This window comes from Sagittula salina, assembly GCF_017813235.1.
Lineage (GTDB): Bacteria > Pseudomonadota > Alphaproteobacteria > Rhodobacterales > Rhodobacteraceae > Sagittula > Sagittula salina.
On the sequence record NZ_JAGISH010000003.1, the window covers coordinates 1 to 13623 of the forward strand.

Consider the following 13623-nt stretch of genomic DNA (forward strand, 5'->3'; position numbering starts at 1 on the left):
AAACACTGAAATGGGTCGACTGGTCCAACAACCGCCGCCTTATCGGGCCGGTCGGGAACATCCCGCCAGCCGAGGCCGAACGCAACTTCTATGAAACGATCGAAGGAGTGAATATGGTCGCCTGAAACCAAGCAAACTGCCTCCGGCAAACCCGGGGCGGCTCACGTCGACCGACAGGTCGCCACGCTCCAAGTCCGCATCGCCCTCATGAACAACTACACGGCTCTCGGCATTCCTGTCACGGAAGCTGTGGGATTGGCCCGTCCGGGCAGGGGGAACCTCTGCCGTAAGCCGCTTTGTGCTACAGCGACTGACGGCCCCCTTCGCTTGCGGTGTGCCGCGATCAGCACAATTCACGCACAGCCGGGATCAGCTTCTCGGGGGGCAGGTTCACGAGGTTCTTCACCACTTCGCGCTGCAAGCAGGCGCGCAGCGGCGTGGGCAGGGCGTCCCGCCAGAGCCCTACCATATCGGCCGGACCGATCAGCACCAGCGCATCGAAGTCCCCGGCCAGGCGATGCTTTTCCAGATAGGCAAAGACCTCACGGAGAAATGAAAGCGAATCCTCGCGAAGCGGGTCGCTACCCGGCTCGATCCCCGAGCGCCGCCCGTCCCCGGAGGAGGAAAAGCTGCGCCCCGGCGCGTCCTGCATGGTATCGCGCAGCCTGCGTTTCGGCCCGCCAAGGTCAGTCTCGCTATGGTCCGGGTCGGTTACGTCACGAAGATCGTGCAAGATTCGCGCCTCGTGGGAGTTCAGAATGACGTACCAGGGCTTTGTCTGTGCCATGTTGATGCTCCTCAGCGATGATGGGCGGCGACAGCGCGGGCCAGTTCGCCTGCCAACTGCAATCCCGTCGCGTGAGCGACGTCCCCGAGCGACAGCATTCCCACCATGCGGCGGTTGTCGTCCAGCACCGGCAGGCGACGGATCTTCTTGAGGTCCATCAGGTGCACGGCGTCCTCCACCGTCGCCTCTGTGCGCGAAAAGACGACACCGGGGGTCATCACCTCCTCGGCGGTGGTCTTCTGCGGGTCGAGCCCCTTGGCCACCACCCGAAGCGCCAGGTCACGATCGGTTATCATGCCGATCAAGCGGTCATCATGGCCCACCGGAACCGCGCCGATATCGTCCTTCGCCATACGCACGGCCACTTCGAAGACCGGGGTGTCGGCCTTCACCCATTCCGCCGGGGCGTGCATTGCTTCGCTGACTTTCATGCTGTCCTCCTGTGTCATGCACGTCATTCTGCGCCCCCATTCTGCGCCCCCGAAAATCCGGTGCATTGACGGCTGTCACTGCGATGCCCCGCAGAACAGGCACAGTGGGCTGAACCCATGGCACAGGAGAAAGAGCATGAGCACCACCGGACATCCCGCTGTCGACGAGGCCCCGCAGGTGGTGGCCGAATGGTTGAACCTGTTATGCGACGACCTGGATTGGCAGGAACGCGGCCGCGCCTACCTGCTGCTGACCGAAGTGCTGCACGCGCTGCGCGACTACCTTGGCGTGGACGAGGCCGCCGACCTTGCCGCACAGCTGCCGCTGATTCTGCGCGGGATCTACTACACCGGGTGGAATCCCTCGAAGACCCCCGAAAAGCCGCGCAGCAAAGAAGCGTTCCTTTCTCGTGTCGCCGCGCCGTTTTCCAAGGCACCGCTGGAGGATCCCGAACGCGCCGTGGCTGCGGTCTTCGACCTGCTTCGGCGCAAGGTATCGATGGGCGAGATCGATCAGGTGGCTGGCGCCATGCGCGGCCCTTTACAGGCGCTCTGGGATTAGGCCGGGGGCGCAGCAGAGGGGGCGACCCGACGCTGAATTGCCTTGGCGCGGGACGTCTCCGGTCGCTCTCGCAAATGGCCACGCGTTTGCAGGCACCCAAAACCTGGACAACATAATCCCGATTACACGCCCACCACATGGGCCGGCCGGTCGTATGTGCCCTGTGATGCCCAACGTGACGCGCACACCCGAAGTGTGGGTGTCGTGCCCCCCAATTTGACAGGCATATGAACGAAACCAGTCTACCCGCGCCGCCAAGAAAAGCTTGCGCTAACAGAATTGGTCTGACCTAATACCAATATGCCCGAGTCACCCCTCCACACCGCCGGCCTCAATGCCCTCCCACAACAGAGCCGCAGTCGGCAGATCATGGATGCGCTGGTGACGTGGATCGACGAACGCGGACTGAAACCCGGTGATCGCCTGCCGCCCGAGCGCGATCTGACGGCGGCGCTCAAGGTCGGACGTTCGTCCCTGCGCGAAGCGGTCAGCCAGCTCTCCGCGCTCGGGGTGCTGGAGGCGCGCATCGGGTCGGGAACCTATCTGAAGCGCCGCGTTACGCCGGGTACGCATTACATGCCCCTGACCGTCACCGCCGACGGGCTGGCGGAGGCGCTCCTGATGACGCTGGAAGTGCGGCGCGGGATCGAGATCGAAGCCTCCATCGCCGCCGCACGCCGCCGCACGGCCGACGACATCGTTCGGATGGAGGTGGCCCTGAACGAGATGGAGAGCGCGCACAAAACCGAAGGCGGCAGCGGCAAGGCGGATTTCGCCTATCATATGACGATCTACGACGCGGCGCATAACCCGCTGTTCCGGCAGCTTCTCGAACAGATGCGCGACATCGTCGAACGCTTCTGGGAGCAACCCTTCGACCGCCCGGATTTCGCCGCGCGGTCCTTTCCCTTCCACCGCACCCTCTTCAACGCGATCCGCGACGGCGATGCCGAAGCGGCGGCAGCGGAGACGCGCAAGATCCTCGACGTGGTCGAGGAAGACATCAGGAACATGCGCCCATGACGCGAATGACGGACAGTCACCCGCTCGACCCCGTGGAGGCAGCCCGGCTGATCGCTGCCCACGACGCCGAAAGCCTGCTGGGCGCGGTGGTGCCGCCGATCGTGCAAACCTCGCTTTTCACCTTCGGCAGTTACGACGAGATGCTGGCCGCCTATCGCGGAGAGATCACACGCCCGATCTATTCCCGCGGGCTGAACCCGACGGTGCGCGCCTTCGAAGAGAAACTCGCCGCGCTCGAAGGGGCCGAGGATGCGCTGGCCTTCGGGTCCGGGATGGCGGCCATTTCGGCGGCGGTCCTCGCGCACGTAGGCCCCGGCGACCGCATCGTGGCGGTGCGGCACGTCTACCCGGATGCGTTTCGACTGTTCGGCACCTACCTGCCGCGCATGGGCGTGCAGGTCGATTATGTCGATGGCCGCGACCTCGACGCCATGGCGCAGGCGCTGCCGGGGGCAAAGCTGCTGTACCTGGAAAGCCCGACAAGCTGGGTGATGCAGGCGCACGACGTGGGCGAGTTGGCGCGGCTGGCGCGGGAGCACGGCGCGGTCAGCGTGATCGACAACAGCTGGGCCTCGCCGGTGTTCCAGAACCCGCTGACGCTGGGGGTCGACCTCGTGCTGCATTCCGCGTCGAAATACATCGGCGGGCACAGCGACGTGGTCGCCGGAGTAGTCGCGGGCCCGCGCGCCCGGATCGATCTGCTGCGGGCCGAGATCTACCCCTACCTCGGCGGTCGCATCGCGCCGATGGACGCATGGCTTCTGCTGCGTGGGCTGCGCACCCTGCCTCTGCGCGTCGAGGCCCATCAGAAAAGCGCGCTTGAGATCGCCCGCCGTCTGTCCGTGCACGACACCGTGGGAGAGGTCATGCATCCCGGCCTTGCCCCCCTTCCGCCGGGGCTGCGCGGCACCACGGGGCTTTTCTCCATCGTCTTCCGGGATGGCGTCGATCCGCGCGCGTTTTGCGACGCGCTACGGCTTTTCAAGCTCGGCGTGAGCTGGGGTGGGCACGAAAGCCTCGTCGTTCCCGGAGAGGTCGTGCTGCAGCAGAAGGCGCGTCCGAACTCCGCCCATGCCTTCGGCATCTCGCCGCGTTCCGTCCGGCTTCACGTCGGGCTGGAAGGCACCGAGGCGCTCTGGGCCGATCTAACCGCTGCCATCGACGCAGCCCGCCGCTGAGCCGGGCCGTGCGCGGCCCGGCTCGACCGAAAAACAAATAACCGACCAAAAACAGGGAGAAGACAGATGAAGAGAATGCTTGCCGCCAGCGCGCTGGCCATGCTCGCGGGAACCGCTCAGGCGGAGACGCTGCGCCTCGTGGAGGTCATCACCAGCCCCGCCCGGACCGAAACGCTCAAATCCATCGTGGCCAAGTTCGAGGAAACCCATCCCGGCACCGAGGTGGAGATCATTTCCCTGCCGTGGGGCGAGGCCTTCCAGAAGTTCGCCACCATGGTGTCCGCCGGCGACCTGCCAGACGTGGTGGAGATGCCCGATACCTGGCTATCGCTCTATGCCAATAACGGCCTGCTCGAAAGCCTCGAGCCGCACCTTGCCGACTGGGAGAACACCGCCGATCTGACCGACCGCGCGCTGGAGCTGGGCCGCGACATCGACGACACCGCCTACATGCTGCCCTACGGTTTTTATCTGCGTGCGATGTTCTACAACAAGGAGCTGCTGGCCGAAGCAGGCGTCGAGCCGCCGACCACGCTGGAGGAATTCCGCATCGCCGCCGCCGCAGTGTCGGAACTGCCGGGCAAGTCGGGCTACTGCATGCGCGGCGGCCCCGGCGGCCTGAACGGCTGGATGATGGCGGGCGCGACCATGGCGGGCGACAACGCCTTCTTCAACGCCGACGGCACCTCCACCATGGACAGCGAGGGCTGGGCCAGCGGCATCGAATGGTACGTGAACCTCTACAAGGACGGGCTGGCGCCGAAGGACTCCGTCAACTGGGGCTTCAATGAAATCGTCGCGGGCTTCTACTCGGGCACCTGCGCCTTCCTCGATCAGGACCCCGACGCGCTGATCGCCATCGCAGAGCGTATGTCCGAGGACCAGTACGGCGTGATCCCCATGCCGAAGGGCCCCGACGGCAAGGCGTTCCCGACCATAGGCTATGCAGGCTGGTCGATGATGGCCGCGTCCGAACACAAGGACCTCGCATGGGACCTGATCGCCACGCTGGAGGGGCCCGAGGGCAACGTCGCCTGGAACAAGACCATCGGCGCCCTGCCGGTGCTGAAGTCCGCCGAGAAGGATGAATTCTATGCCGGACCCGCCTTCAAGGGCTGGTTCGACGAACTCTCCGACCCGGACGTGATCCCGACGGTGATGCCGACCTACCTGGAGGAATTCGCTTTCTTCAAGGACTCCATGGCCATCGCCTCCGGTCAGCGCGCGTTGCTGGGTGAAATCACGCCTCAGGAGCTGGCCGCCGAATGGGCCGCCTACCTGACCAAGGCGCAGCAGAAGTTCCTCTCCCAATAACCGCTCACGAAACGAACCGGGGCGGGCACGCAATGTCCGCCCCCCTCCCGATCCGAGAGGCCCCCGAGAACCGAAATGTCCGACTCCGTCCTGCACCACGTCGCGCCCGACCGCTACCGCCGCCCCCTCAGGCAGCGCGTGGCCAGCGTCATCGAGCCCTGGCTCTATTGCGCTCCGGTGCTGGTGATCATCGTCGCGGTGATGTTCGTGCCGCTGGTGCTGGGCGTGTCATACGCCTTTCGCGATATCCAGTTGCTCAATCCCTTCTCCGGCGGGTTCGTGGGGCTCGACCACTTTCGCGCGCTGGGGCAGGACGATGCCTTTTTCCGGGCGCTGCGCAACACCCTCTGGTGGACCGGGGCGAGCGTCTTTCTGCAGCTGGGCTTCGGCTTGATCCTCGCGCTCCTGCTGAACGTGCCCTTCGCCGGGCGCGGACTGGCGCAGGCGCTCGTGTTCCTGCCCTGGGCGGTACCGACCTTCCTCGCCGGTCTCAACTGGGCCTGGCTCTTCAACCCGGTGATCGGCCCGCTGCCGCACTGGATGACAGCACTCGGGCTGATGGATGAACCCTCGAACATCCTCGCTGACCCTTCGATCGCCATGTGGGGCCCGATCATCGCCGCCGTCTGGTGGGGCATCCCCTTCTTCGCCATCACGCTGCTGGCCGCGCTGCAGTCGATCCCGAAAGACCTGTACGAGGCCGCCTCAATCGACGGCGCATCGCCCTGGCAGCAGTTCCGCTCGATTACCTTGCCGTTCCTCGCCCCGGTGATCGCCATCACCGTGCTTTTGCGCACTGTCTGGGTGGCGAATTTCGCCGATCTCATCATCGTCATGACCAACGGCGGCCCCGCCGACAGAACACAGACCGTGGCGAGCTACATCTTCACCCAGGCCTTCAAGCGGCTCGACTTCGGTTACGCCTCCGCCGTCGCGCTTGTTCTTCTGGCGCTGCTTCTGGCTTATTCCATGGTCATCCTCGTGCTGCGGCAGCGCCTTTCGGACAGAGACAAGTGAACGGGGACACGTGAGATGCTGAAAACCATTGCCCACCGCGTCGCGATCCTGTGCTTCATCGCCTTCTCGCTGTTTCCGCTTTTCTGGCTGCTGAAGGTCTCCGTCACGCCCAACGACCTGCTTTATTCGGAGGGCGTGCGGCTCTGGCCCTCACGCGTGACGCTGGACCATTTCTCCTTTGTTCTGGCGAACAGTGAATTCCCGCGCTTCTTCGGCAACAGCCTGATCGTCTCGGGCACCACCGCGGTCTGTACCACCATTCTGGCCGCGTTGATGGGCTACGCGCTGTCACGTTTTCGGTTCCGGGGGAAACTCTGGCTGGCGGGTCTGTTGCTTGTGACGCAGATGTTTCCGCTTGTCATGCTGGTGGCGCCGATCTTCAAGATCCTCGCGCCGCTGGGACTGACCAACAGCCTGGCCGGCCTGATCGTGGTCTACACCGCATTCAACGTCCCGTTTGCCTCCTTTCTGATGCAGGGCTTTTTCGACGGGATCCCGCCCGACCTCGAAGAGGCCGCGATGATCGATGGCGCCGACCGTTTCACCGCCTTCCGGCAGATCATCCTGCCGCTGGGTCTGCCGGGCATCGCCGCCACGCTGGGCTTCGTCTTTACCGCCGCCTGGTCAGAGATGATCTTTGCGCTGATGCTGATTTCCGGCAATGACAAGGCCACTTTCCCGGTGGGCCTGCTGTCCTTCGTGTCGAAATTCTCGGTCGACTACGGGCAGATGATGGCGGCGGGCGTGCTGGCTCTGATCCCGGCCTGCCTCTTCTTCCTGATGATTCAACGCTACCTGGTGCAGGGCATGACCGCCGGCGCCGTGAAAGGATAAACCATGGCCACGATGGAGATCCGCTCCGCCCGCAAGACCTACGGCACGCTCTGCGTTCTGGAAGACATCAACCTGTCGATCGGGGACGGAGAGTTCATCGTGCTCGTCGGTCCGTCGGGCTGCGGCAAGTCCACGTTGCTGCGCATGATCGCCGGGCTGGAGGAAATCAGCGCGGGCGAGATCCGCATCGAAGACCGCGTGGTCAACGACCTGCCGCCCAAGGCGCGCGACATCGCCATGGTTTTCCAGAGCTACGCGCTGTATCCGCACATGAACGTGGCCGACAACATGAGCTATTCGCTCCGCCTGCGAAAAGCGGACAAGCCGACGATCGCGGACAAGGTACGCGACGCCTCCGCCAAGCTCGGGCTCGGTGCACTGCTCGAGCGCAAGCCCAAGGCACTGTCCGGCGGTCAACGTCAGCGTGTCGCCATGGGCCGCGCCATCGTCCGCCAGCCAAAGGCCTTTCTGTTCGACGAACCGCTGTCAAACCTCGATGCCCGTTTGCGTGAACAGATGCGGGCGGAAATCCGCAAACTGCACCGCGCGCTCGGCGCGACATCCATCTACGTGACCCACGATCAGGTGGAGGCGATGACGCTCGCCGACCGCATCGTTGCCATGCACGGCGGCCACATCCAGCAGGTCGGCACGCCGCTGGAACTGTACGACCGGCCCGCGAACCTCTTCGTCGCCGGCTTCATCGGCTCGCCGGGGATGAACTTTGTCGAAGGCGCGGTGGAACTCGGAACCTTTGTCATGCGCGACGGCACCCGCCTGCCACTGCCGGAAGGGATGCCCGAGACGCTGGGCGGTGCCACGTTGGGCATCCGGCCGGAACATGTCACTCTGGGAGAGGGGCTGGCGGCTGAGGTCGAACTGGTCGAACCCACCGGCCACGGCATCATCCTGCACCTTCGGCTGGCGGGTGCCGTGTTCCGCGTGCTGACAACCGACCGCCGCTGGCTGACCCCCGGCGATCAGGTGCAGGTCGGGCTACCGGCAGGCGCGCTGCACCTCTTTGATGAAAGTGAACAGCGGGTGGCGCCAGCGCCGCACCCGCAGCAATAGGGATCAGCCTTCGGTGGGAATGACGGCCGTCGCCTCGATCTCGATCTTGGCGGCATCCTCCATCAGGGCAACGACTTGCATGACGGCCATGGCGGGGTAGTGGCGCCCGATGATCTCGCGGTAGGCCGCACCAAAAGCCTTCAGGTTGTCGAGATATTCGCGTTTATCAGTGATGTACCACGTCAGCCGCACGATATGTTCGGGCCGGGCATCTGCCTCCGCCAGCACGGCAACGATGTTCTGCAAGGTCTGGCGAAACTGCCCCGCCATGTCGGAATGCTCCCATTCCTGCCGCGCGTTCCAACCGACGAGCCCGCCGGTATAGACGGTCCGGCCCTCTGCCAGAACACCGTTGGCATAGCCCTTGGCGGGCACCCAGTCTTCGGGCTGGAGGAAGGTGTGGGGGCTGGACAGGGTCATGCGTGGGTTTTCCCGGTTCTTGCGGCAGAGGTAGTGAGTTCAGGGGCGGCGATAGGGTCTGGCACCGGTATTGTCACGGCGTATCGCGGACACGTTCGGGGTTCATGTTTCTCCCCCGGAGATGGAAATCGCCTGACCCGTCACCATGTCCGATCCCGGCCCGCAGAGCCAGATCGCGGCCTCCGCCACGTCGCCGGGCGGCACCAGCCGCAACATCGGGTTGGTCGCTTCCAGCGTGGCACGGGCCTCGTCGGCGCTTCGGCCGGTCTTTTCGACGATGGTCGCGATGGAGCGCGCGGTCATCTCCGTATCGAGGAAGCCGGGGCAGAGCGCGTTGGCCGTGATCCCCTTCCGCGCGAATTCCAGCGCCACGGATTTCACCATGCCCACGACGCCATGCTTTGCCGCCGCATAGGGTGCTACGTAGGCGTAACCCTTCAGCCCGGCGGTAGAGGCCACGGCGATAAGCCGCCCCCAGCGCTTGTCCTGCATGGCCCGGGCGCCTTCGCGCAGGGTCAGGAAGGTACCCGTCAGGTTCACGTCCAGCATTCGTTGGAACGCATCGAGTTCGGTACGGGTGAAAGCCGCGCTTTCCGACGCGCCGGCATTGGCGACGACGATATCGGGTCGCGCGCCGGTCATCAGGGCGGCCACGCCGGCCTCATCCGTGATGTCGCAAACCACCGCGCGCAGCCGGTTGTGGCGCGCCGTCATGGCCTCCAGCGGACCCTCGCGGCGGCCGCAGATCGTCACCTCCGCACCGGCCTCGGCCAGTCGCAGGGCGATGGCGGCGCCGACGCCGGAACCACCGCCCGTCACCACGGCGGATTTCCCCGCCAGCATCATTGCGTCCACCCCATCAACCGTCATTGCGCCATGGCCCGTGCACGGTCCGCCAGCGTGATCGCCTGCCGTCTGCCGCCTTCGTAGGGTGCCGGCCACACCTGATCGGTGTCGCCCAGTTCCACCGCCGCGTGCAACGTCCAGTAGGGATCGGCCAGATGCGGGCGGGCCAGCAGCACCAAGTCCGCCCGCCCCGCCATGAGGATGGAATTCACGTGATCGGGTTCGTAGATGTTGCCCGCCACCAGCGTCGGCAGGTCGATTTCATTGCGCACCCGGTCGGCGAAGGGTACCTGGAACATGCGGCCATAGACCGGCTGTTCCGCCTTGTCCGTCTGACCCGAAGAGACATTGATCGCATCCGCGCCCGCCTGCTTGAACATCGCGCCGATCTTTACCGCCTCGTCCGGGGTCACGCCGTCCTCGCCCATCCAGTCATGCGCCGAGATGCGCACCGTCATCGGGCGATCCTCCGGCCATGCCGCGCGCATGGCGGCAAAGACCTCCAGCGGGAACCGCATCCGATTCCCGAGGCTGCCGCCGTAGTCGTCCTCGCGCCGGTTGGTCACCGGCGAAATGAAGGAGGCCAGCAGGTAGCCGTGCGCCGCGTGCATCTCGATCATGTCGAAACCGGCAGCCGCCGCTGCCTCGACCGCCGCCACGAATTGCGCTTTCACGCGATCCATGTCGGCGCGGTCCATCGCCTTCGGCACCACGTTGCCTTCCATCAGCGGGATGGCGGAGGCGGAGAGCAGCGGCCAGTTCTCCCCCTCGGGCAGAGGCCTGTCAATGCCCTCCCACGCCAGCCGGGTAGACCCCTTGCGACCGGCATGGCCGATCTGGGCGCAGATTTTCGCGGGGGTCTCCGCATGTACGAATTCGGTCAGGCGGGACCACCCCGCCACCTGCTCGGGTCCGATGCAGGGACAGCCCGGAGTGATCCGCCCCTCCAGACCGACGCAGAGCATTTCCGTGAACACCAGACCCGCTCCGCCCTTCGCGCGTTCGGCGTAATGCACGAAATGCCAGTCGTTGGGCATTCCGCCCGTCGCCTTGTACTGCGCCATGGGCGAGACGACGACGCGGTTAACCAGTTCCATGCCGCGCAGTCGGAAGGGCGCGAACATCGGGCTGCGGCGGGAATTGCTTCCTGCACGCTTCTGGAACCAGCTTTCCGCCGTGGCCAGCCATTCGGGATCGCGCAGGCGCAGGTTTTCGTGGCTGATCCGTTGCGATCGCGTCAGCAGCGCGTAGTTGAACTGCATCATGTCGAGGTCGAGATAGCGCTCGATTTCCTCGAACCACTGGGTTGAGTTGCGCGCAGCCGATGTCACCCGCAGCACCTGCAGTTGCCGCTCCTCCTGATAGGCGGCGAGAGCCTCCTCCAGCGGCTTGCCCGACGACAGTTCGTCGGCCAGCGCGATGGCGCTTTCCATGCCCAGCTTCGACCCCGACCCGATGGAGAAATGCGCCGTAGCGGAGGCATCGCCCAGGAGCACCACGTTATCGAAATGCCAGCTTTCGCAGGTCACGCGCGGGAAGCGGATCCAGGCCGAGCCGCGCAGATGGTTGGCATTGCTCATCAGGGGGTGCCCGCCGAGGTGCCGGGCAAAGATCTTTTCGCAAAGCGCGATCCCCTCCGCCTGCGTGAGGCGGCCAAAGCCGAAGGCCTCGTAAACTTCCGGCCCGCATTCCACGATGAAGGTCGCCGTGGTGTCATCGAACTGGTAGGCATGCGCCCAGATCCAGCCGTGCTCTGTCTTCTCGAAGATAAAGGTGAAAGCGTCGTCGAACTTCTGATGCGTGCCGAGCCAGACGAAGTGGTTCGTGCGCATGTCAATTTCCGGTTGGAAACGGTCCGCATAAAGGCTGCGCGTCTTGGAGTTCAGACCGTCGGAGGCCACCAGCAGGTCATTGTCGCGGCGCAGTTGCTCGATCCGTTCCGGCGTCACTTCGGTCTCGAATTCGATCGTCACGCCCAAATTACCGGCGCGTTCCTGCAACAGCAGCAGCATCTGCCGCCGCCCGATGCCGCAAAAGCCGTGCCCCGAAGAAGTCATCTCTTCATTGCCGCGCACGACCTTCACGTCGTCCCAATAGGCGAACTGCTCGCGGATCATGCGTTCGCTGACGGGATCGTTCTGGTCGAAGTTCGACATGGTTTCATCCGACAGCACCACGCCCCAGCCAAAGGTGTCGTCGGCACGGTTGCGTTCATAAACCGTGATGTCGTGCGATGCGTCGCGCAGCTTCATCGAGATGGCGAAGTAGAGACCGGAAGGTCCCCCGCCGAGAACAGCGATTTTCATGACCGGGTTTCCCTGTTGGTTGAGGCCAAGCTACCCTGTGGAGACCATATTTCAAGTATAAAATATTTAAACATAAGATTTCACGGCCGAATGGCATGCCGGCTCCAAGGCTCCCCCCAAAGCGCGCAGGCCGGGATTGCGCCCGAAAGGATGCCCCTCAAGCGCGCAGGCGAAACCGTTGGATCTTGCCGGATTCGGTCTTGGGCAGGGCCTTGGTGAACCGAACCGATCGGGGATACTTGTAAGGCGCGATCACCGCCTTCACATGCTCTTGCAGGGTCCGCACCAGCGCCTCGTCCGGTGCGTGACCCTCCGCCAGGACAACATGCGCCTCGACGATGCTGCCGCGCTCCTCGTCGGGGCGGCCGATCACCGCGCATTCCGCAACGGCAGGGTGCGAGAGCAAAGCCGCCTCCACCTCCGGCCCGGCGATGTTGTAGCCGGACGACACGATCATGTCGTCGGTGCGCGCTGCGAAATGCAGATAGCCGTCTTCGTCCATCACAAAAGCGTCGCCGGTTATGTTCCAGCCGTCCAGAACGTAATTCCGCTGCCGGTCATCGGCGAGGTAGCGGCAGCCGGTCGGACCGCGCACAGCCAGCCGCCCCACCGTTCCGGGCGGCACTGTATTGCCGTCCTCGTCGATCACCTTCGCCTCATAGCCTTTCACCGGGCGACCGGTGCAGGCAGGTCGGTGGTCGTCAAACCGGTTGGTGACAAAGATATGCAGCATCTCGGTCGCGCCGATGCCGTCCAGCATGGGTTTCCCGGTCTTGGCGATCCAGTCGTCATAAACTGGCGCGGGCAGGGTTTCACCTGCCGACACCGCGGCGCGAAGCGACGTCAGGTCCGCGCCCTCATCCATGGCGCGGAGCATGGCGCGATACGCCGTCGGCGCGGTAAAGCAGACCGTGGCCCTGTATTTCTGGATGATCTCGATCAGGTTCGGCGGGCTGGCATTCTCCAGAAGTGCCGCCGCCGCGCCGAAGCGTAGCGGGAAGACCGCGAGCCCGCCCAGCCCGAAAGTAAAGGCCAAGGGCGGCGAGCCGACAAAGACATCTTCCGGCACGACCCCCAACACGTCCTGCGCGTAGCCGTCCGCGATGGCGAGGATGTCGCGGTGAAAATGCATCGTCGCCTTGGGCGATCCGGTCGTGCCGGAGGTGAAGCCCAGCAGCGCCACGTCATCACGGCCTGTCCGCACCGCATCGAAATGAACCGGCTTTTCCAGCGCCAGCCGGTCCAGTTCCGCGTCGTGGTTGGAAGTGCCGTCGAAGCCCACCACCGTTTCGAGATGCCCGGAATTCTTGGCGCAGGCGACCATCTCCTCCATCAGCCGCGTATCGCAAAAGGCGAACCGGATTCGCGCTTTGTCCACGATGGCCGTCAACTCCCCGGCGCGCAGCAGCGGCATGGTATTGACCACCACCGCCCCGGCCTTTGTCGCGGCCAGCCAGACGGCGACCATGGCCGGGTTGTTGGCGGAGCGGATCAGCACGCGGTTGCCGGGCTGCACGCCCAGATCCTCGACCATCGCGTGGGCAAGGCGGCTGGTCCAGTCGGCCAGCTCCTTGTAAGTGCGCCGCCGACCGTTGCCGATCAGCGCGATCCGGTCGCCATGGCCCTTTTCAACCATCGCATCGGTCAGTTCGACCGCGGCGTTCAGGTGCTCGGGATAGTCGAAACCGTCCATCAGCAGGTCCGGCCATCGCTCTGCCGGGGGCAGGTTGTCCCTGGTGAAGGTATCGACATGGGCAGTTGGGCCCAGGGCGATCATGGCCGGCCTTCCCGTGGCCGCGGTGGGGGTCGGCTTGCTGGCTGTCTCGAGATCCGT

The 13623-nt window shown here is 64.8% G+C and carries 13 protein-coding genes and 1 pseudogene; 8 read left to right on the plus strand and 6 right to left on the minus strand.

Features of this window, described 5'->3' with window-relative positions:
* Nucleotides 1-156: 156 nt before the first annotated feature.
* Nucleotides 157-255 (plus strand): annotated as a pseudogene (locus J5474_RS23235) (IS5/IS1182 family transposase); the annotation flags it as partial.
* An 88-nt stretch (nt 256-343) separates the two neighbouring features.
* Here the strand turns inward: J5474_RS23235 and J5474_RS06285 are convergent.
* Together J5474_RS06285 and J5474_RS06290 are read right to left on the minus strand one after the other, a co-directional pair.
* Nucleotides 344-787: a host attachment protein gene (locus J5474_RS06285; protein ID WP_209359966.1), complete on the minus strand. Its 444-nt coding sequence runs from the start codon at nt 785-787 to the stop codon at nt 344-346.
* An 11-nt stretch (nt 788-798) separates the two neighbouring features.
* Nucleotides 799-1218: a CBS domain-containing protein gene (locus J5474_RS06290; RefSeq protein WP_209359967.1), complete on the minus strand. Its 420-nt coding sequence runs from the start codon at nt 1216-1218 to the stop codon at nt 799-801.
* Between the two features lie 136 nt (nt 1219-1354).
* Between J5474_RS06290 and J5474_RS06295 the strand changes: the two genes are divergently transcribed.
* The 7 genes from J5474_RS06295 (at nt 1355) to J5474_RS06325 (ending at nt 8217) form a co-directional block, all read left to right on the plus strand.
* Nucleotides 1355-1780: a DUF2267 domain-containing protein gene (locus J5474_RS06295; RefSeq protein ID WP_209359968.1), complete on the plus strand. Its 426-nt coding sequence runs from the start codon at nt 1355-1357 to the stop codon at nt 1778-1780.
* A gap of 300 nt (nt 1781-2080) precedes the next feature.
* The gene (locus tag J5474_RS06300) at nt 2081-2803 is read left to right on the plus strand and encodes a FadR/GntR family transcriptional regulator (RefSeq protein ID WP_209359969.1); all 723 of its coding nucleotides are present in this window, start codon (nt 2081-2083) and stop codon (nt 2801-2803) included.
* Nucleotides 2800-3981, plus strand: coding sequence for a PLP-dependent transferase (locus tag J5474_RS06305; protein WP_245216296.1), 1182 nt, complete (start codon nt 2800-2802; stop codon nt 3979-3981). Before J5474_RS06300 ends, J5474_RS06305 begins: the two co-directional genes overlap by 4 nt.
* Before the next feature lie 66 nt (nt 3982-4047).
* Nucleotides 4048-5295 carry an ABC transporter substrate-binding protein gene (locus J5474_RS06310; protein WP_209359970.1) on the plus strand — a complete coding sequence of 416 codons (1248 nt, stop codon included), beginning with the start codon at nt 4048-4050 and terminating at the stop codon, nt 5293-5295.
* Between the two features lie 75 nt (nt 5296-5370).
* Nucleotides 5371-6312: a carbohydrate ABC transporter permease gene (locus J5474_RS06315; protein ID WP_209359971.1), complete on the plus strand. Its 942-nt coding sequence runs from the start codon at nt 5371-5373 to the stop codon at nt 6310-6312.
* A 15-nt stretch (nt 6313-6327) separates the two neighbouring features.
* Entirely contained in the window at nt 6328-7146 is an 819-nt protein-coding gene (locus J5474_RS06320; protein WP_209359972.1) for a carbohydrate ABC transporter permease, read from the plus strand.
* Nucleotides 7147-7149: 3 nt separating this feature from the next.
* Nucleotides 7150-8217, plus strand: coding sequence for an ABC transporter ATP-binding protein (locus J5474_RS06325; RefSeq protein ID WP_209359973.1), 1068 nt, complete (start codon nt 7150-7152; stop codon nt 8215-8217).
* Between the two features lie 3 nt (nt 8218-8220).
* Here the strand turns inward: J5474_RS06325 and J5474_RS06330 are convergent, their stop codons facing one another.
* The 4 genes from J5474_RS06330 to J5474_RS06345 all read right to left on the minus strand — a co-directional run bounded on the left by J5474_RS06330 (nt 8221) and on the right by J5474_RS06345 (nt 13566).
* On the minus strand, nt 8221-8637 hold the full coding sequence (locus J5474_RS06330) for a RidA family protein (RefSeq protein WP_209359974.1): 417 nt from the start codon (nt 8635-8637) through the stop codon (nt 8221-8223).
* A gap of 102 nt (nt 8638-8739) precedes the next feature.
* Entirely contained in the window at nt 8740-9507 is a 768-nt protein-coding gene (locus J5474_RS06335; RefSeq protein ID WP_209359975.1) for an SDR family NAD(P)-dependent oxidoreductase, read from the minus strand.
* Nucleotides 9504-11789, minus strand: coding sequence for a bifunctional salicylyl-CoA 5-hydroxylase/oxidoreductase (locus tag J5474_RS06340; RefSeq protein ID WP_209359976.1), 2286 nt, complete (start codon nt 11787-11789; stop codon nt 9504-9506). Before J5474_RS06340 ends, J5474_RS06335 begins: the two co-directional genes overlap by 4 nt.
* 157 nt (nt 11790-11946) lie before the next feature.
* Nucleotides 11947-13566: an AMP-binding protein gene (locus tag J5474_RS06345; RefSeq protein ID WP_209359977.1), complete on the minus strand. Its 1620-nt coding sequence runs from the start codon at nt 13564-13566 to the stop codon at nt 11947-11949.
* Nucleotides 13567-13623: the final 57 nt, after the last annotated feature.